This window comes from Bradyrhizobium sp. Kon37, from assembly GCF_055807535.1.
In genome coordinates this window covers 601,187-619,237 of the sequence record NZ_JBVVOY010000002.1, presented here as the reverse complement: position 1 = coordinate 619,237, position 18,051 = coordinate 601,187, and the positions used below count along the sequence as shown (strand labels likewise).

At 64.5% G+C, this 18,051-nt stretch carries 16 protein-coding genes; 12 read left to right on the top strand and 4 right to left on the bottom strand.

Going from position 1 to position 18,051, the window contains the following annotated elements:
* Positions 1-97: 97 nt before the first annotated feature.
* The gene (locus AC0L3J_RS07265; protein WP_473287337.1) at positions 98-1,279 is read right to left on the bottom strand and encodes a DUF2865 domain-containing protein; all 1,182 of its coding nucleotides are present in this window, start codon (positions 1,277-1,279) and stop codon (positions 98-100) included.
* 130 nt (positions 1,280-1,409) lie between these two features.
* Positions 1,410-1,715 (bottom strand): hypothetical protein, encoded by a 306-nt coding sequence (locus tag AC0L3J_RS07260; RefSeq protein WP_473346762.1) that lies wholly within the window; start codon positions 1,713-1,715, stop codon positions 1,410-1,412.
* Positions 1,716-2,007: 292 nt separating this feature from the next.
* Between AC0L3J_RS07260 and cysS the strand changes: the two genes are divergently transcribed.
* The 4 genes from cysS to AC0L3J_RS07240 all read left to right on the top strand — a co-directional run bounded on the left by cysS (position 2,008) and on the right by AC0L3J_RS07240 (position 6,133).
* Entirely contained in the window at positions 2,008-3,390 is a 1,383-nt protein-coding gene (gene cysS, locus AC0L3J_RS07255) for a cysteine--tRNA ligase (RefSeq protein WP_473346616.1), read from the top strand.
* 115 nt (positions 3,391-3,505) lie between these two features.
* Positions 3,506-4,015 (top strand): GNAT family N-acetyltransferase, encoded by a 510-nt coding sequence (locus AC0L3J_RS07250; RefSeq protein WP_473346614.1) that lies wholly within the window; start codon positions 3,506-3,508, stop codon positions 4,013-4,015.
* Complete coding sequence (cimA, locus tag AC0L3J_RS07245; RefSeq protein WP_473346612.1) at positions 4,012-5,610, top strand: citramalate synthase; 1,599 nt, start codon at positions 4,012-4,014, stop codon at positions 5,608-5,610. The genes AC0L3J_RS07250 and cimA overlap by 4 nt, the downstream gene beginning before the upstream one ends.
* A gap of 145 nt (positions 5,611-5,755) precedes the next feature.
* Positions 5,756-6,133: a VOC family protein gene (locus tag AC0L3J_RS07240; protein WP_473346611.1), complete on the top strand. Its 378-nt coding sequence runs from the start codon at positions 5,756-5,758 to the stop codon at positions 6,131-6,133.
* Here the strand turns inward: AC0L3J_RS07240 and AC0L3J_RS07235 are convergent.
* Positions 6,130-6,735 (bottom strand): LOG family protein, encoded by a 606-nt coding sequence (locus tag AC0L3J_RS07235; RefSeq protein ID WP_018459347.1) that lies wholly within the window; start codon positions 6,733-6,735, stop codon positions 6,130-6,132. The genes AC0L3J_RS07240 and AC0L3J_RS07235 overlap by 4 nt on opposite strands.
* A 203-nt stretch (positions 6,736-6,938) precedes the next feature.
* Here AC0L3J_RS07235 and AC0L3J_RS07230 point away from each other — a divergent pair, with 203 nt between their 5' ends.
* The 4 genes from AC0L3J_RS07230 (at position 6,939) to AC0L3J_RS07215 (ending at position 11,518) form a co-directional block, all read left to right on the top strand.
* Positions 6,939-8,894, top strand: coding sequence for an ABCB family ABC transporter ATP-binding protein/permease (locus AC0L3J_RS07230; RefSeq protein ID WP_473346609.1), 1,956 nt, complete (start codon positions 6,939-6,941; stop codon positions 8,892-8,894).
* A 77-nt stretch (positions 8,895-8,971) separates the two neighbouring features.
* Positions 8,972-9,676, top strand: coding sequence for a phosphatidylserine decarboxylase (locus tag AC0L3J_RS07225; RefSeq protein ID WP_473346761.1), 705 nt, complete (start codon positions 8,972-8,974; stop codon positions 9,674-9,676).
* A gap of 87 nt (positions 9,677-9,763) precedes the next feature.
* Entirely contained in the window at positions 9,764-10,645 is an 882-nt protein-coding gene (locus AC0L3J_RS07220; protein ID WP_473346607.1) for a CDP-alcohol phosphatidyltransferase family protein, read from the top strand.
* Between the two features lie 153 nt (positions 10,646-10,798).
* Complete coding sequence (locus tag AC0L3J_RS07215) at positions 10,799-11,518, top strand: RraA family protein (protein ID WP_473346606.1); 720 nt, start codon at positions 10,799-10,801, stop codon at positions 11,516-11,518.
* Between the two features lie 19 nt (positions 11,519-11,537).
* On the opposite strand, the gene AC0L3J_RS07210 is transcribed toward AC0L3J_RS07215, so the two are convergent.
* Positions 11,538-11,831 carry a hypothetical protein gene (locus AC0L3J_RS07210; protein ID WP_027569442.1) on the bottom strand — a complete coding sequence of 98 codons (294 nt, stop codon included), beginning with the start codon at positions 11,829-11,831 and terminating at the stop codon, positions 11,538-11,540.
* A 335-nt stretch (positions 11,832-12,166) separates the two neighbouring features.
* On the opposite strand from AC0L3J_RS07210, the gene AC0L3J_RS07205 reads away from it, so the two are divergent.
* From AC0L3J_RS07205 to AC0L3J_RS07190, 4 genes are all read left to right on the top strand, one after another.
* Positions 12,167-12,940, top strand: a complete 774-nt coding sequence (locus AC0L3J_RS07205) for a motility protein A (protein ID WP_018459340.1) — start codon at positions 12,167-12,169, stop codon at positions 12,938-12,940.
* Between the two features lie 23 nt (positions 12,941-12,963).
* Complete coding sequence (locus AC0L3J_RS07200) at positions 12,964-13,794, top strand: OmpA/MotB family protein (protein WP_007592497.1); 831 nt, start codon at positions 12,964-12,966, stop codon at positions 13,792-13,794.
* Positions 13,795-14,067: 273 nt separating this feature from the next.
* A complete protein-coding gene (locus AC0L3J_RS07195; protein WP_473346605.1) occupies positions 14,068-15,966 on the top strand; it encodes a potassium transporter Kup in 1,899 nt (632 codons plus the stop codon).
* Between the two features lie 141 nt (positions 15,967-16,107).
* Positions 16,108-18,036 carry a potassium transporter Kup gene (locus tag AC0L3J_RS07190; protein ID WP_473346604.1) on the top strand — a complete coding sequence of 643 codons (1,929 nt, stop codon included), beginning with the start codon at positions 16,108-16,110 and terminating at the stop codon, positions 18,034-18,036.
* Positions 18,037-18,051 lie beyond the last annotated feature (15 nt).

The window sequence follows — 18,051 nt, the reverse complement described above, 5'->3', positions numbered from 1 at the left end:
GGATGATCCAGTACGCCGCGACGGACGTTGTCGAAACCCAACTGCCGCCACGGAGTACTGGATGCCCCGCCTTCGCGGGGCATGACAGTTGTGCGGCCTACTTCTGCTGTTGCGGCAGGAAGCTCGGGCCAACCGAACGGATCGGCTTGTTCTCGGACGAGGTCGTAGCGGTGCCGGTTTCCGCCGGCGGCGTTGCTGCCGGCGCGGTTGCCGTTGCAGGAGCCGCGCCCTTCTTGGCATTCGCAGGCGTGCCCTTGTTGAGCTGCCGCTGCTGCATCTTCTTGGCGCTCTCTTCGGTGACGATGATGTCACCCTGCTGCTCGGCCGATGCCTTGTCGTCGGCCGACTTGAGCGCGTCCGCCCAGGTCTGGCCCGCGGCCTTGCAGGAGCAGGACGGGTTGAACTCGCTGCGGAATTTGAACGCGGTCGGCAGCGCCGTGTAGGGCTGGCCGCTGGTGGAGACCGCGGAGTTCATATCCTCGCCGGGATTGCGATGGGTGTAGAGCACGGCTTCGGCGGCCGGGCACAGCGCCTTGCAGGTCTTCTCGTCGTCGGGGAAGCGCGCCGGCACGGTCGCAAACGAGACCGGGAAGTAGGCGCCGTCGCAGGTGCGCACGCACACGGTGCGATAGGTGCCTGATTGCGGGCCGAGATCGGACGGCGGCACGCCTTGCGGATTGTTGGGGTTGTTGCCGCCGAACAGATTGCTCAGGAAATTGCCGCCGCCTTGCGACTGCGCGGCGTTGGCATATTGCGGGCCGCAATTGTTCTGCGCCAGCGCTGCCAGCACCGAGCGGCGCTGGTTGTCACGCTCGGGGCTGAAGCCGCCGGCGCCGCCGCGCAGGCGTTCGAGATTGCCGGTGATCTGGTCCAGATTGGCGCGCATCTGCTGGATCTGGGTGTTGACCGGACCGCATTGCGCCGACTGGCCGCTGAACAGCGAGAAGAAGCCGGAGGAATCGCAACCCATGCGCTTGGCCTGCATGGTGACGCGGTCAAGCTCGGCCTGCTGCTTGCTCTGGGACTCCTGATAGCGGCGGATCTGGTCTTCGCGCGCGGGATCACCGCCGCCGCCACGATCGAGACCGGCGAGCTGGCCTTCCAGGCGCGCGCACATCGGATTGGGTCCGAGCCCGTTCTGGCCGGGCTGAGGCGGCGGTCCCGGCGGGCCTGCCTGTGCGGAAGCGCCATTGGCAAGCGCGACCGTGCTCAAGAGCACGGCGCAGGCAAGGATCGAGCGAGCACGGGAGAGAGACAAAAATTCAGGCATATCCGCCATTCTAGCGAGGTCACGGCCACGCGTGATGTGGGGGGCCGAAGCGCGCCCTCCCATAGCCGCTTCCTGCGGCATCGTCACGTCGTTTCAGAGGCCAGCGATGGGGCCTAAAGTACGCCAGTTCCGAGCGAATTCAGCGCTGGCAGGTGATTGCGACATATTCATCGCAATGGCCATGGGAGCAGTTTGCGCCGGATTTGGGGACAGAGCCGGTAATTTCGTCGGGATCGACCCGGCGATAGGCCGAAGCCTGGGCAAAATCGCGTGACTGGCAGTAGGTGCGGGCGACCTGCGCGCCGCATTTGTCGCTTTTGGCCAGGCACTGATCGAGGCCGTAGCCATCCGCCTGGTTGGCGATGATGAAGACGCGGGTCTCGGCGAGAGCGCTGGAAACGACAAGAATGGAGGCGCAGGAAATGAGCGCGAGCAATGATCGCATGAAAACACCGGGGCAAACAAAAGGGAACTGCCAGTTCCAGAATGGGCTCAAATGGTTAAGGAGATAAACCATCTGTGTGCGGCGGCTGCGCATTGCGGAGATAAAACGGCGTTTTCGCGGCTCTCTTGACGCGAGGCCGCCTCATAGCCCATATGTTCCGTCATGAACGGTCTCCTCGTCATTTGCGCCATTTGCCGCGAGATTACGAGCTAGCGATTCGCTGGCTGGAGCCGTCTTTTCTCAAAACCATTGAGAGCACTGGACGCCCGGCCAACAGCCGACGGGTATCCTTATGGAATTGCGCCTTTACGATACGCTGAGCCGGGACAAGCGCACCTTCGTGCCGCTCGATGCCGAGGACGTCCGCATGTATGTCTGCGGACCGACCGTCTATGACTTCGCCCATATCGGCAACGCCCGGCCGGTGATCGTGTTCGACGTGCTGTTCCGGCTGCTGCGCCATCTCTATGGCACGGCGCACGTCAAATATGTCCGCAACATCACCGACGTCGACGACAAGATCAACGACCGCGCCGCGCGTGATTTCCCCGGCCTGCCGCTGAACGAGGCGATCCGGAAAGTCACCGAGCAGACCGGCAAACAGTTTCACGCCGACGTCGATGCACTCGGTGCGCTGCGGCCGAGCGTCGAGCCGCGTGCCACCGAGCATATCGGCGAAATGCGCGAGATCATCGAGCGGTTGGTTGCCGGCGGCTTTGCCTATGTTGCCGAGGATCATGTGCTGTTCTCGCCGCAGGCGATGAACGCGGCCGATGCCGGGCTGCCGCGCTATGGCGCGTTGTCAAACCGTTCGCTGGACGAGATGGTCGCCGGCGCCCGCGTCGATGTCGCGCCCTACAAGAAGGGCAACACCGACTTCGTGCTGTGGAAGCCGTCCAAGCCCGGCGAGCCGTCATGGCCGTCACCGGCCGGGGTCGCCGCGCAGGGCCGCCCGGGCTGGCACGTCGAGTGCTCGGCCATGGCCTGGAAGCATCTCGGCGAGCACTTCGACATCCATGGCGGCGGCATCGATCTCGTGTTTCCGCATCACGAGAACGAGGTCGCGCAGACCTGCTGCGCCTTCCACCGGGAGCGCATGGCGAACTACTGGATGCACAACGGCTTCCTGCAGGTCGAAAGCGAGAAGATGTCGAAATCGCTCGGCAACTTCGTCACGATTCACGAGCTGCTCGCCGACTGGCCGGGCGAAGTGCTGCGCCTGAATATGCTGAAGACGCATTACCGCTCGCCGATCGACTGGACGATGAAGTCGCTGGAGGAGAGCGCGAGGACGCTCGACGATTGGTATCGGGTCGCGGCCGACGTCGCGCCCAGCACGCCCGCCCCGTCGGTGGTCGAGCCGCTGCTCGACGACCTCAACACGCCGCTGGCGATCGCTGCGCTGCATGGCCTGCGTGGGAGCGACGCTGGTGCGCTCGCGGGTTCGTTGCGTCTGCTCGGCTTTCTCTCCGAGAGTGCCGCGCAGTGGGAAGGACGCAAGCAGCAGGCGAGCGGCGTCGATGCCAAGGAAGTCGAGCGCCTGATCTCGGAGCGGACGGCGGCGCGTGCGCGCAAGGACTTTGCGGAGTCCGATCGTATCCGCGATCTGCTTGCCGCGATGGGCGTTGCGATCAAGGACTCCAAGGAAGGCACGACGTGGGAGGTCGCGCGATGAAGCGGCCCGACACGCCTTTTCCGCGGCACTGGTTCTATTACATTGCGCTGAAAATCCTGCTGCTCGGCGCTGCCGTGGCGCTGGCGCTGAAACTCTATGGGATGTGGTGACGACGATGGCACAAGCACTCCCAAAGCCCGGCTTGCGGCCCTTCCTGTCGGAGGACGTGCCGGTTCTCGCCGCGATCTTCACGGCCAGCATCGAAGAGCTGACCGGCGACGACTATAGCGAAACGCAGCAGCAGGCCTGGATGGCCGCAGCCGAGGACGAAGAGTTCGGCAAGCGGCTCGCCTCCGACCTGACGCTGATCGCAACGCTGGAGGGATCACCGGTGGGCTTTGCGTCGCTGCGCGGCAAGGATCATATCCGCATGCTCTATGTGCATCCGGCCGTGGCCGGGCAGGGCCTCGCGACGATGCTCGTCGATGCGCTGGAAAAGCTTGCGGGCGGCCGCGGCGCCGACAAGCTGACGGTCGATGCCAGCGACAACGCGCAGGGTTTTTTCGCCAAACGCGGCTATGTGGCCATGCAGCGCAACAGCATCACCGTCAACGACGAGTGGCTGGCCAACACCACCATGCAGAAGACGCTCGGCAGCGGCCTCGCGACGGGAGCGCTGCAATGAGCAAGGAGCGCCTCTATCTGTTCGACACCACGCTGCGCGACGGCGCGCAGACCAATGGCGTCGATTTCACGCTGACCGACAAGCAAATCATCGCCCAGATGCTCGATGAACTCGGCATCGACTATGTCGAGGGCGGCTATCCCGGCGCCAATCCAACCGACACCGAGTTCTTCGGCACCAAGCCGAAGTTTTCGCATGCGCGCTTCACCGCGTTCGGCATGACGCGCCGGGCGGGACGCTCGGTCTCCAACGATCCCGGCGTGGCCGGGCTGCTGGAGGCCAAAGCCGACGTGATCTGCTTCGTGGCGAAGTCGTCGGCCTATCAGGTGCGCGTTGCCCTGGAGACGACGAAGGAGGAGAACCTCGCCTCGATCCGCGACAGCGTCGCGGCGGCCAAGGCCACCGGCCGCGAGGTGATGCTCGACTGCGAGCATTTCTTCGACGGTTACAAGGAGGATTCCGGTTTCGCGCTCGCCTGCGCGAAGGCTGCCTATGAAGCCGGCGCGCGCTGGGTGGTGCTGTGCGACACCAACGGCGGCACCATGGCCAACGAGGTCGAAGCGATCGTTACTGAAGTAACGAAGCACATCCCCGGCGATCATCTCGGCATCCACGCCCATAACGACACCGAGCAGGCGGTGGCGAATTCGCTGGCCGCGGTGCGCGCCGGCGCGCGGCAGATCCAGGGCACGCTGAACGGCCTCGGCGAGCGCTGCGGCAACGCCAATCTCTGCTCGCTGATCCCGACCTTGAAGCTGAAGGCCGAGTTTGCCGACGCCTTCGAGATCGGCGTTACGGCGGAAAAGCTCGCAACCCTGGTCAAGGTGTCGCGCACGCTCGACGACATGCTCAATCGCGTGCCCAACCGGCATGCGGCCTATGTCGGCGAGAGCGCCTTCGTCACTAAGACCGGCATCCATGCCTCCGCCGTGCTGAAGGATCCGCAGACCTACGAGCATGTCCTGCCGGAGCTGGTCGGCAATCACCGCAAGGTGTTGGTGTCCGACCAAGCCGGCCGCTCCAATGTCATCGCCGAACTCGACCGCGCCGGCATCGCCTATGAGAAGAGCGATCCGAAGCTGTCGCGGCTGGTCGAGGAGTTGAAGGAGCGCGAGGCGCAGGGCTACGCCTATGAATCCGCCAACGCCTCGTTCGAGCTGCTGGCGCGGCGCACGCTCGGCAAGGTGCCGCATTATTTCGAGGTCGAGCAGTTCGACGTCAATGTCGAGCAGCGCTACAATTCGCATGGCGAGCGCGTCACCGTGGCGCTGGCGGTGGTCAAGGTCGACGTCGCCGGCGAGCATCTGATCTCGGCGGCCGAAGGCAACGGTCCCGTCAACGCGCTCGACGTCGCGCTGCGCAAGGATCTCGGCAAGTACCAGAAATATATCGAAGGCCTGACGCTGATCGACTATCGCGTCCGTATCCTCAACGGCGGCACCGGTGCGGTCACGCGCGTCCTGATCGAGAGCGAGGACGAGAACGGCGACAGCTGGACTACGGTCGGCGTGTCCCCCAACATCATCGACGCCTCGTTCCAGGCACTGATGGATTCGGTGATCTACAAGCTGGTGAAGTCGGGGGCGCCGGCTTAGGGGATGGTAGCGTGAGCTATGGCGGTGCCATATACGCCGTCATTGCGAGGAGTGAAGCGACGAAGCAATCCAGACTGCTTCCGCTGAGCCAGTCTGGATTGCTTCGCTTCGCTCGCAATGACGAGGAGAGAGGGGAGCGCGACCCATGATCGACCACATCTCCGTCGGCGTCAGCGATCTCGAACGTTCGGCGACATTTTACGAAGCAACGCTCGCGGCCCTCGGGCTCACGCGCGTCGTCACGCGACCGCGGACGATCGGCTTTGGCAAGGCCTATCCCGAATTCTGGATCAATCTGCGCGAGGGCATGCCGCGCGTCACGCCGGAGAGTGGGGTGCACATCTGCCTGCGGGCCAGGACGACCGCCGAGGTCCATGCATTTCACGCCGCGGCGCTGTCCGCCGGCGGCGCGTCTGACGGCGCGCCGGGCATCCGCCCGCACGATCGCGTGCGCTATTACGCAGCCTTTGTCGTCGACCCCGATGGCAACCGGATCGAGGCGGTGACGTTTCCTGCGGACTAAAGCTTGCGCGCCATTTCCGGGGCGAGCTGCTTTTCCGCATCTTCGATCTGCGCTGCAGCCGATTTGAGCTTCGGCAAAATCTCTTCGATCCGATCGGCCTTGAGGATGTCGACCGAAAGCCCGGCGCGGATGAACTCGGTCTGACGCATGTGCGACAGCAGCGAGAACAGCGGCTCCCAGAAATTGTCGATGTTGGCCAGCAGCACCGGCTTGGCATGACGTCCGAGCTGCTTCCAGGTCAATTGCTCGACCAGCTCTTCCAGCGTGCCGACGCCGCCCGGCAGCGCCACGAAGGCGTCGGAGCGTTCGAACATCAGCCGCTTGCGCTCGTGCATGTCGGGGGTGACGATCATCTCCTGCACGCGCGTCAGCGCGTTTTCGCGCATCCGCAGGAAATCGGGGATGATGCCGGTGACCGTGCCGCCGTGATCGAGCACGGAGGTCGCGACCGAGCCCATCAGGCCGAGCGAGCCGCCGCCGTAGACGAGCCGGATGTTGTTCTCGGCGAGCGCCTTGCCGAACGCCTTGGCGCCTTCGGTGAAACGGGGATTGGTTCCTGGGCCGGAGCCGCAATAGACACAGACGGTTTTGATCGTGCTCATTGGTGCCATGATGCATTGCAGCGGAGAGGCGTCAAGCCCAATCGGTGATTCGGGACTTCCGGAAATCTACCGGTAAACGACGGCGAACAATCGAAGATTCGCCATCTGGCGGGGTGCATGGGCATCGGTAAGGCTCTATATGACAAACGAAAATCCTTAATGGCAACACAGCCCGCATCCGACGGGCTTTTTCAGGCTTCTTGATGGACCAAGCTCAATCGCCCGCCGGCCCCAACGTTCCTGATCCCGCCGGAGGGCCGCTGGAGCGGGCCACGCTGATGGGCACGCTGGCGCATCTGTGGCCCTATATCTGGCCGGGCGACCGCTTCGACCTGAAGATGCGCGTGGTCTGGTCGATGGTGCTGCTGCTCGCCGCCAAGCTGATCACGCTGACGGTTCCTTTCAGCTTCAAATGGGCGACCGACGCGCTGACCGGCGCCAACACGGCGCCGGTGCAGGCCGATAATTGGCACCTCTGGGTGATCGCCTCGCCGCTGCTGCTGACTGCCAGCTACGGCGTGATGCGCGTCGTGATGGCGGTGCTGACGCAATGGCGCGACGGCATTTTCGCGCGCGTCGCCATGCACGCGGTGCGCAAGCTTGCCACCATCACCTTCATCCACATGCATGAGCTGTCGCTGCGCTTCCACCTGGAGCGCAAGACCGGCGGCCTGACGCGCGTGCTCGAGCGCGGCCGCGAGGGCATCGAGGTCATCGTGCGCATGGTGATCCTGCAGTTGATCCCGACCATCGTCGAGGTCTCGCTGCTGATGGCCGTGCTGCTGTGGCAGTTCGATTGGCGCTACGTGCTCGCGACCCTCGTCACTGTCGCCGTCTACATGTACTACACCTACATCGCGACCGAGTGGCGGATCGGTATCCGCCGCAAGATGAACGACGCCGACACCGAGGCGAACACCAAGGCGATCGACTCGCTGCTCAACTACGAGACCGTCAAATATTTCAGCGCCGAGACCCGTGAGGCGCAGCGCTACGACCGATCGGTCGCGCGTTACGAGGAGTCGAGCGTGCAGGCTTATACTTCGCTTGCCGTGCTCAACACCGGGCAAGCCGTGATCTTCACGCTGGGGCTGACCGCGACCATGCTGATGTGCGCGATCGGCGTCCGCAACGGCACCAACACGGTCGGAGATTTCGTGCTGGTCAACGCCATGATGATCCAGCTTTACCAGCCCTTGAACTTCATGGGCATGGTCTATCGCGAGATCAAGCAGGCGATCATCGACATCGAGAAGATGTTCAACGTGCTCGGGCGCGAGGCCGAGATCAAGGACGCGCCGGACGCGAAGCCGCTGGTGGTCTCAGCGGGCAATGTGCGTTTCGAGGACGTGCGCTTCGCCTATGAGCCTGCGCGCCCGATCCTAAAGGGCATCAGCTTCGAGGTGCCGGCCGGCAAGACGGTGGCGATCGTCGGCCCGTCCGGCGCCGGCAAATCGACCATCTCGCGGCTGCTGTTCCGCCTCTACGACATCTCCGGCGGCCGTATCCTGATCGACGGCCAGGATATTCGCGAGGTCACGCAGGCGAGCCTGCGCGCGTCCATCGGCATGGTGCCGCAGGACACCGTGCTGTTCAACGATACCATCCGCTACAACATCCGCTACGGTCGCTGGGACGCCAGCGATACCGAGGTCGAGCAGGCAGCGCAGCTGGCGCAGATCGATCATTTCATCCGCATGGCACCGAAGGGCTACGAGACCCAGGTCGGCGAGCGCGGCCTGAAGCTGTCGGGCGGCGAAAAACAGCGCGTCGCGATCGCGCGCACCGTGTTGAAGGCGCCGCCGATCCTGGTGCTGGACGAGGCGACTTCCGCACTGGACACCCACACCGAGCACGAAATCCAGGGCGCGCTCGAGCGCGTGGCGAAGAACCGCACATCGCTGGTGATCGCCCATCGGCTCTCGACCATCGTCGGCGCCGACGAGATCATCGTGCTGGACCAGGGTCGCATCGCCGAGCGCGGCACCCACGCGAAACTGCTCGCGGAGGGGGGACTTTACGCCAGCATGTGGAACAGGCAGCGCGAGGCCGAGGCGGCGCGCGAGAAACTGGCCAGGATGGCCGACCCTGACGAGGCGCCCAACCGGGAGCCACCGCCGGTCGCCGATGTCCTGACGGCGCCTGCGGCGGCGGAGTGACCTTGTCTCCGGTCCCAACTCTGGCCTAAACAACACCACCGCGCGGGACGACCTGCGCCATCAACCCTGAGCGGCAAATAGCGATGTCCATTCTCGATTCGATCCAGCGTCAGATCCCGCCGATCCACAAGGAGGGTTATCCCTTCATCGGCGGCTTTGCGCTGGCAAGCCTGGTCCTGTTCTGGCTGTGGTCGCCGTTGGGGTGGATCGGCACCATCCTGACCGTGTGGTGCGCGCTGTTCTTCCGCGACCCCGTGCGCGTGACCCCGGTGCGCGAGGGGCTCGTGGTGTCGCCGGCCGACGGCCGCGTCTCGATGATCACCATGGCGCTGCCGCCGGCCGAGCTCGGGCTCGGCGACCGGCCGCTGCCGCGCATCTCGGTGTTCATGAGCGTGTTCAACTGCCATGTGAACCGCAGCCCGATCGCGGGCCGGGTGGACCGTATCGCCTACCGCCCCGGCCTGTTCATCAATGCCGAGCTGGACAAGGCGAGCGAGGACAATGAGCGCAACTCGCTGGCGATCACGACGCCGACGGCGCGGATCGGCGTGGTTCAGATCGCAGGGCTCGTCGCCAAGCGCATCGTCTGCTTCGTCAAAGAGGGGCAGGCAATCGGCGCCGGTGAGCGCTTCGGCCTGATCCGCTTCGGCTCGCGGCTCGACGTCTATCTGCCGCTGGGCACTAGGGCGCTGGTCTCGGAAGGGCAGACCGCGATCGCCGGCGAGACGATTCTGGCCGATCTCGCCGGAGACGACCCGAGCCGCGCCTACCGCTCCAATTAACCAATAAAGTCGGCCCGAGGGGCCTTCCGCCGCAATGGCGGAGGGGAACGCGGCTTGCTATATCTCGCCCCAAGGTGAGGACGAGCCATGACGCCCTATGACTCTAGAGATCCAGACGTGCGCCGGCGGCGGTTCCGCCCGATCCCGGTGCGCATGCTGGTGCCCAACGTCATCACGCTGCTGGCGATCTGCGCCGGCCTGACCTCAATCCGGCTCTCGATCGAGGGGCGGATGTCGCTCGCGGTCTACGCCATCGTGTTTGCGGCGGCACTCGACGGCATCGACGGCCGCATCGCGCGCATGATCAAGGGGCAGTCCAAGTTCGGCGCCGAGCTCGACAGCCTCGCCGACTTCGTCAATTTCGGCGTGGCGCCCGGCCTGATGCTTTATTTCTGGCAGCTGCACGAGCTCGGCAATGCCGGCTGGATCGCCGCCATGGTGTTCGCGATTTCCGGTGGCCTCCGCCTGGCGCGCTTCAATGCCACCATGGACGATCCCAACAAGCCGGCCTTTGCCGCCAACTTCTTCACCGGCGTGCCGGCGCCGGCCGGCGCGATCACGGTGCTGCTGCCGATCTATGTCGCGTTCCTCGATCTCGGCCGGCTGCCTGCGGCGGTGACGGCTGCGTATACGCTGCTGATCGCCTTCCTGATGGTGTCGCGCCTGCCGGTGTTCTCCGGCAAGACCAAGCGCATGCGCGTGCCGCCCGAACTGGTGCTGCCGGCGTTCGTCGCGGTGGTCGTGTTCATCGCGATCCTGATCGCCTATCCCTGGCACGTGCTGTCCATCGGAACGGTGCTGTATCTCCTCGCTTTGCCGCTCGGCTACAAATCCTATCGCGACCAGGCACGCGCGATGGAAGCCAGCGCGCCGGCTGGAGGCGAGGTCTCCTCGCCGCCGTCGGCGCCGACGCTGGCAAACCTGTCGGAGCCGCCGCGCGAAGACGACCGGCCCGACCGGCTGCACTGAACGGCAAGGTCCTGAGCGGCAAAAAACCTGAGCAGCAAGACTTGGATATCTGCCATGAGGCGCCCTGAGTTGGGTTGAGGCCCGATCTCGGCTATATCGCCCGGTGCAGGCGGCACCGCGCCAACAGCGGCCGCCAATCTGGGAGAGAACGCCGTGACGAATGCTGCGACCGGGCCGCTGCCCGCTTCCGTCCTCGAAGCGCTGGGCCGCTATGACACGCCGACGATCTGCAATGCCATGGAGATCGTGGCGCCCGAGCGTCGGCTGATCGGCTACACTACCAAGCCGCTGGTCTGCCCATTTCCCGATCTGGCCCCGATCGTCGGCTATGCCCGCACGGTCGCGATCCGCTCGGTGCTGAAAAATTCGCTACCGCCGGAAGAGCAGTCCAAGCGCCGCATCGACTATTACGAATATGTCGGGACCGGCCACGGTCCGCGCATCTCGGTGATCCAGGACATCGACGGTCCCGACGTCGGCTACGGCGCGTTCTGGGGCGAGGTGCAGAGCAACGTGCACAAGGCGCTCGGCTGTCTCGGCGTCATCACCGACGGTTCGATCCGCGACATTCCGCAATGGGCACCGGGCTTCCAGGCACTGGCCGGCTCGATCGGCCCGTCGCATGCATGGGTGCATGCCGAGAGCTTTGGCGGCGAGGTGCGCGTCGCCGGCATGACCGTGAAGTCGGACGATTTGATCCACGCCGACCAACACGGCGCCATCGTGATTCCGCACGATATCGCCGCAAAGCTGCCCGAGGCTGCCGAGCTCTGCGGCCGTCGCGAGACGCCGATCCTCGAGATCGCCCGCAGCCCCGACTTCTCGCTGGAGAAGCTCAAGGCCGCGCTGAAGCGCTCGGCGGAGATCCACTAAACGGCGGGACCGCAATGATCTACGGCTGCGACGCCGCTCGCAGGCTGCCCTGTTCCGTCAGGAACAAGGCAGCTTGATCCGGCTCGCCGAGCACCGCGGCAGCGCATCCGATCAAGGTGAAGCCGCCGGCAAAATCCCACAGGGTGATATCTTCCGCATTGTCCGGCATGTGAATCAGGCGCGCTGCGATCACGGCCAGGGCTGCCTCGACAAAGAGCAGCACGCTGAACGCCGGCAGCACGAGCCCGGGTTCGAGCATATGGAGCGCCAGCACTGCGGGAAGCGCGGTGAGAAGACTGAACAGCGTCACCATTGCGATGCCTTCCGCCCTGAGGAGCCGGCCCGCTCCAGAATACCAACTGATCGGTCGCCCCCGATGTGGCGCAGGGCCGCAGCCGAAGGGATCGCGCGTGCACGGCCTTGGGTGATGGGGTACGCGCACGCCCTATGGTTAGCGAAATGTTGAAATCCCTGTCGGCACTCGGCAAAAGCCGGCGCCTTTCAGCGCGCTGCGGCCTCCAGGCGCGTCGGCTCAACTTAACCTTTACGCGTCTTTAATCGCGGCTCACTAGGGTTTCCAATGCGGTTCGGGGTTGGGCCGCGCCATCGGCCAGGACGGCCGTTGTTGCGTTCGCGTTGGAGTCTCCCATGGATATCATGACGAGCATCGGGCTCGTGGCGGGTATTGTCGTCATCGCGACGATGATGCTGCTGGGCGGCGATCTCCACATGTTCGTTTCCGAGCATGCGATGATCATCATCTTCGGCGGCTCGACGGCCGCGACCATGATCCGCTTTCCGCTCTCGACGCTGATCCACGGCCTGCCGCTCGGCGCCAAGTTTGCCTTCACGATGAGCCGTCTGTCGGCACACGATCTGGTCGACGAACTCGCCCGTATCGCCGAGATCGCCCGCAAGCAGGGCCCGGTGGGGCTGGAAAAAGTCGAGACCGACGAGCCGTTCCTCGCCAAGGGCATCCGCTACGTCGCCGACGGCTACGACCTCGATTTCATTCGCGACAATCTCGAGCGCGACCGCGATAATTTTTTGATGCATCTGGATGAAGGCAGCAAGATCTACCGCGCCATCGGCGACTGCGCTCCGGCCTTCGGCATGGTCGGCACGCTGATCGGCATGGTGCAGATGTTCGCCAACATGACCGACCCCTCAAAGCTCGGCCCGTTCATGGCGACCGCGCTGCTCGCGACTCTCTACGGCGCGCTGGTCGCCAACCTGTTCTGTACCCCAATCGCCGACAAGCTGCATGGCAAGCTCCTGGACGAAGAGACCAATCGCACGTTGATCATCGACGGCATCCTGATGATCCGCGACTCCAAGAGCCCGACTCTGGTCCGCGAAATGCTGCTGGCCTATCTGCCCGAGAAGCACCGCCACGCCGAAGGCGAGCCGGTTCCGGCCTGAGGCCGCGCGCCGGGATTTGAGAGATGGCCAAGAAGAAACGCGGCGATTCACACGGAGGCGGTCACGGCTGGTTCGTGACTTTCGCCGACCTGATGGGCCTGATGATGAGCTTCTTCGTGATGCTCGTCGCGTTCTCGACCCAGGATGCCAACAAGCTGAAGGTCGTGGCAGGCTCCATGCGCGACGCCTTCGGTGTCCAGACCGAAGCGCGCTATTCCGGCATCGTCGAGTCCGACGGTCTGCCGACCCGCCCTCGGCTGAAGAACGTCGATCACATTCAGCCCGAGGACTCCTCCAACACGCCGACGCCGGACCAGGAGGATCGTGACCGCACGTCGGGCGCGAAGATCAAGGTCGACCGGAATTTTGCACTGGCGGCGGCCTCGCTGCGCCAGGCATTGCAGGACATGCCGGAACTGACCGAGATGTCCAAGCACATCATGTTCGAGGAGACCAAGCAGGGCCTCAACCTCGAGATCGTGGATCAGGACGGCCGCTCGATGTTTGCCGACGGCTCCAAAGTGCCCTATGACCGCACCCGCCGCCTGATCGAGAAGCTCGCTGTCCCGCTCAAGGCGACGCCGCTGCGCGTCTCCATCGCCGGCCACACCGCGGCTGGATTCGTGCCGACCCGCAGCGACTACGGCGCCTTCGACCTGTCGGCCGACCGCGCCAATGCCGTGCGTCAGATCCTCGAACGCGAGGGCCTGCCGGCCGCCCACGTCTTCGCCGTCGCCGGCAAGGCGGACACCCAGCCGCTGTTTCCGGACGATCCCTCGCTCGCGGCCAACCGGCGGGTGACCATCACCCTGATGCGCGAAGATCCGCCGCTGCCGCCGAACCTGAAGCCGTAGGGCGCATTCGAGCGAAGCGGACCCTGTTTCGCGCGAAGAAAGCGCGACAAAACAAGGATGTAGAGCCAATTCCCGTTCGATCAGGGACGGAAAGGCTCAGGGCTCTTGTGCTACAATCTTACCTGAGGCATGTCGTCGCGTGGACGACGACCGTTGCTGCGCCGTCACAGCATCTGCCCTGGCGCCTGCTATGGTGATGTGCCGATTGACAGGGGCGCCGGAACCGTCAAAAGGCGCCGGATCAATTCTCGGGCAAAAGCGTTCCAGTTTCATATGACGGCGAGCATCACATCGACCGAAGCTCCGGACGGACCGGTCACCTCGGGTTTCTGGGGCCTGACGCTCGGGAGCATCGGCGTCGTCTTCGGCGACATCGGGACGTCGCCGCTCTACGCATTTCACGAGGCCGTCAGGGGCGCGGCCCACGGTCAGCCGGTCTCGCGGGTCATGGTGCTCGGCGTGCTCTCGCTGATCCTCTGGGCGCTGCTGATCGTCGTCACCGCCAAATACGTTCTGCTGCTGCTGCGCGCCGACAACAACGGGGAGGGCGGCACGCTTTCCCTCATGGCGCTCGGTCAGCGCGCGCTCGGGCGGCGGAGCTGGTTCCTGACGGCGCTTGGCGTGGTCGGCGCCTCCATGTTCATCGGCGATTCCATGATCACGCCGGCGATCTCGGTGCTGTCGGCGGTCGAGGGTCTGAAGCTCGCAACACCCGCCTTCGAGCACTATGTCGTTCCCCTGACCGTTCTCATCCTGGCGCTGCTGTTCGCGGTCCAGAGCAAGGGGACGGCGCTGGTCGCCTCGGCTTTCGGGCCGGTGATGGTCGTCTGGTTCACCGTCCTTGCCGTGTTGGGCGCCGTTCACATCGCCGACGATCCGTCGGTGCTGGCAGCAATCAATCCCTATTACGCGCTGCAATTCCTGCTGTCGCACGGCACGATCGGCTTGGTGACACTGGGCGCGGTGTTCCTCGCGGTGACCGGCGGCGAGGCGCTTTACGCAGACCTCGGCCATTTCGGCCGCAAGCCGATCCAGTCGGCCTGGATGTTCTTCGTGCTGCCTGCGCTCCTGATCAACTATTTCGGGCAGGGCGCACTGGTGCTGTCGGATCCCAGCGCGATCGAGCACTCCTTCTATCGCATGGTGCCCGAGCATTTCGTGCTGCCGCTGGTCGGACTTGCGACCGCGGCGACCGTGATCGCGAGCCAGGCGGTGATCACGGGGGCCTATTCGCTGGTCTATCAGGCTGTGCAACTCGGCCTCCTGCCGCGCTTCGAGGTGCGCTTCACCTCGGAAACTCATGCCGGCCAGATCTATCTGCCGCGTGTAAACCGGCTGCTCCTGATCGGTGTGATGCTGCTGGTGCTGTTGTTCCACACCCCCAGCAATCTGGCTTCGGCCTACGGTATTGCGGTTTCCACCACCATGGTTGCCGACGGCATCATGGGCTTCATCGTGATCTGGAAATTGTGGAACTGGCGCGCCGCAACGGCTGCGGCCGTGATCCTGCCCTTCGTCGTGGTCGACATCAGCTTCTTCAGCGCGAATCTTCTGAAGCTGCTGGAAGGCGCCTGGGTGCCGCTGCTGTTCGGCGTGCTCATGGCCGGGACAATCTGGACTTGGCGGCGAGGGTCCGCGATCCTGATCCAGAAAACGCGCCGCATCGAGGTGCCGCTGGACGATCTGATCCGGAGTTTGGAGAAGCGGCCGCCGCACATCGTCAAGGGCACCGCAGTGTTCCTGACCAGCGATCCCTCCTTTGTGCCGACCGCGCTGCTGCACAATCTCAAGCACAACAAGGTGCTGCACGAGCACAACGTGGTCCTGACCATTGAGACCGCGCACACGCCGCGAGTCGATCTGTCGGAGCGTTTCCGGATGGAGAAGATCAGCGACAAGTTCTTCAAGGTCCGCTTGCGCTTCGGTTACATGGAGCAGCCAAACGTGCCCAAGGCGCTCGCGATCGCGCGCAAGCAGGGCTGGCAGTTCGACATCATGTCGACGTCGTTCTTCGTGTCGCGGCGCTCGCTGAAGGCGTCGGCGCAGTCCGGCATGCCGCTTTGGCAGGACCATTTGTTCATCGCGCTGAGCCGGTCCGCCAACGACGCCACCGACTATTTCCAGATTCCCACCGGGCGGGTGGTTGAAGTCGGAACCCAGGTCACCATCTAAACGGCGACTGGCAGAGACATGCAAAATTGCATGCCTAAGCCCCAAAATCGGGCTAGGCTATGCCGGTAGCGCAGGCCTATAAGCCGCGCGCCCTTCTGCCGTTGTGCAGTGAAGCATTTTCAGAGGCCATCAGGCTCTCCCATGACAAGTGATGTAGCGATTTCCGCCCCGGAAACGGCGGCGGCCAATGGGCATGGCGACGCCCACACCACCGCCGGTTTCGGTGCGCTGACACTCGGCAGCATCGGCGTCGTCTACGGCGATATCGGCACCAGCCCGCTCTACGCGTTCCGCGAGGCGGTCATGGCGGCTTCTGGCGCGGAGGGGCTGCCGACGCCGGCGGCGGTGCTCGGCGTGCTCTCCCTGATCCTGTGGGCGCTCATCATCGTGGTGACGCTCAAATACGTCGTGATCCTGCTCCGCGCCGACAACAACGGCGAGGGCGGCACGCTGGCGCTGATGGCGCTGGCCCAGCGCGCAGTCGGCACCCGCGGAACAACCATCGTCCTGCTCGGCATCATTTCCGGCGCCCTGTTCTACGGCGACGCCGTGATCACGCCGGCGCTCTCGGTGCTGTCGGCGATCGAAGGCATGAAGGACGTCACCCTGCACTTCGAGCCCTACATCGTACCGCTGACCGTGATCATCCTGGTCGGTCTGTTTGCCGTGCAGTCCCGTGGTACCGCTCGCGTCGCCGCCTTCTTCGGCCCGATCATGTGCGTCTGGTTCGCCGTGATCGCGATCGCGGCGATCCACCCGATCATCCAGCAGCCGCAGGTGCTGTTGGCGCTGAACCCGCTCTACGCCGTGTCCTTCATGATCCACCATGGCATCATCGGCTTCGTGACGCTCGGCGCGGTGTTTCTGGCGGTCACCGGTGCCGAGGCGCTCTATGCCGACCTCGGCCATTTCGGCAAGCGGCCGATCCAGACCGCCTGGCTGTTCATCGTGGTGCCGTCGCTGGCATTGAACTATCTGGGGCAGGGCGCCCTCGTGCTCGGCGACCCCGGCGCGATCGTCAGCCCGTTCTTCCAGCTCTTCCCGCAAGGTTTTTTCCGCGGCTGCATGGTCGTGCTGGCGACCGCCGCAACTGTCATCGCGAGCCAGGCGGTCATCACCGGTGCCTATTCGCTGACGCGCCAGGCGATCCAGCTCGGTCTGTTGCCGCGCTTTGAAATTCGCCATACCTCTGAAGCCCATTCGGGCCAGATCTTCATCCCGCGCATCAACCAGCTCCTGCTGGTCGCGGTGGTTCTGCTGGTGCTGCTGTTCCGCTCTTCCACCGCGCTGGCCTCGGCCTATGGCATCTCCGTCACCGGAACCATGGTGGTCACGGCGATGATGGGTTTTGTGGTGATCTGGAAGGTCTGGAAATGGTCGCCGTTCACGGCCGCCGCCCTGATCGCGCCGTTCCTGTTCCTCGACCTGACTTTTCTCGCCGCCAATCTGCTGAAGGTGTTCGAGGGCGGCTGGGTGCCACTGGCGCTCGGCGCAGTCATGATCATGCTGATGTACACGTGGCGGCGCGGCAGCCGGCTGCTGTTCGAGAAGTCGCGCAAGCTCGAATTCCCGCTCGCCGACCTCGTGGCGATGCTGGAGAAGCGGCCGCCGCAGCGCGTGCCCGGCACCGCCGTGTTCCTGACCAGCGATCCCCTCAGCGCCCCGACCGCGCTGATGCATAGTCTGAAGCACTACAAGGTGCTGCACGAGAAGAACGTCATTCTCACCATCGAGACCGCACAGACCCCGCGCATCGATCCGGCCGAGCGGGTGAAGCTGGAACAGATCTCGCCGACCTTCTCCAAGGTGACGCTGAAGTTCGGCTTCATGGAATCGCCCAACGTGCCGAAGGCGCTGGCGATCGCCCGCAAGCTCGGCTGGCAGTTCGACATCATGTCGACCTCGTTCTTCCTGTCGCGGAGGGCGCTGAAACCGGCCGCCCATTCCGGCATGCCGCGCTGGCAGGACCGGCTGTTCATCTCGCTCAGCCGTTCCGCCAACGACGCCACAGACTATTTCCAGATCCCCTCCGGCCGCGTCGTCGAGGTCGGCACCCAGGTCACCATCTAAAGTGACGATCTGATC

Excerpts from the sequence above, each read along its gene's own strand:
- AC0L3J_RS07265 (WP_473287337.1), bottom strand. The coding sequence starts at position 1,279 with ATGGCGGATATGCCTGAATTTTTGTCTCTCTCCCGTGCTCGCTCGATC.
- AC0L3J_RS07260 (WP_473346762.1), bottom strand. The coding sequence starts at position 1,715 with ATGCGATCATTGCTCGCGCTCATTTCCTGCGCCTCCATTCTTGTCGTT.
- cysS (WP_473346616.1), top strand. The coding sequence starts at position 2,008 with ATGGAATTGCGCCTTTACGATACGCTGAGCCGGGACAAGCGCACCTTC.
- AC0L3J_RS07250 (WP_473346614.1), top strand. The coding sequence starts at position 3,506 with ATGGCACAAGCACTCCCAAAGCCCGGCTTGCGGCCCTTCCTGTCGGAG.
- cimA (WP_473346612.1), top strand. The coding sequence starts at position 4,012 with ATGAGCAAGGAGCGCCTCTATCTGTTCGACACCACGCTGCGCGACGGC.
- AC0L3J_RS07240 (WP_473346611.1), top strand. The coding sequence starts at position 5,756 with ATGATCGACCACATCTCCGTCGGCGTCAGCGATCTCGAACGTTCGGCG.
- AC0L3J_RS07235 (WP_018459347.1), bottom strand. The coding sequence starts at position 6,735 with ATGAGCACGATCAAAACCGTCTGTGTCTATTGCGGCTCCGGCCCAGGA.
- AC0L3J_RS07230 (WP_473346609.1), top strand. The coding sequence starts at position 6,939 with ATGGACCAAGCTCAATCGCCCGCCGGCCCCAACGTTCCTGATCCCGCC.
- AC0L3J_RS07220 (WP_473346607.1), top strand. The coding sequence starts at position 9,764 with ATGACGCCCTATGACTCTAGAGATCCAGACGTGCGCCGGCGGCGGTTC.
- AC0L3J_RS07210 (WP_027569442.1), bottom strand. The coding sequence starts at position 11,831 with ATGGTGACGCTGTTCAGTCTTCTCACCGCGCTTCCCGCAGTGCTGGCG.
- AC0L3J_RS07205 (WP_018459340.1), top strand. The coding sequence starts at position 12,167 with ATGGATATCATGACGAGCATCGGGCTCGTGGCGGGTATTGTCGTCATC.
- AC0L3J_RS07200 (WP_007592497.1), top strand. The coding sequence starts at position 12,964 with ATGGCCAAGAAGAAACGCGGCGATTCACACGGAGGCGGTCACGGCTGG.
- AC0L3J_RS07195 (WP_473346605.1), top strand. The coding sequence starts at position 14,068 with ATGACGGCGAGCATCACATCGACCGAAGCTCCGGACGGACCGGTCACC.
- AC0L3J_RS07190 (WP_473346604.1), top strand. The coding sequence starts at position 16,108 with ATGACAAGTGATGTAGCGATTTCCGCCCCGGAAACGGCGGCGGCCAAT.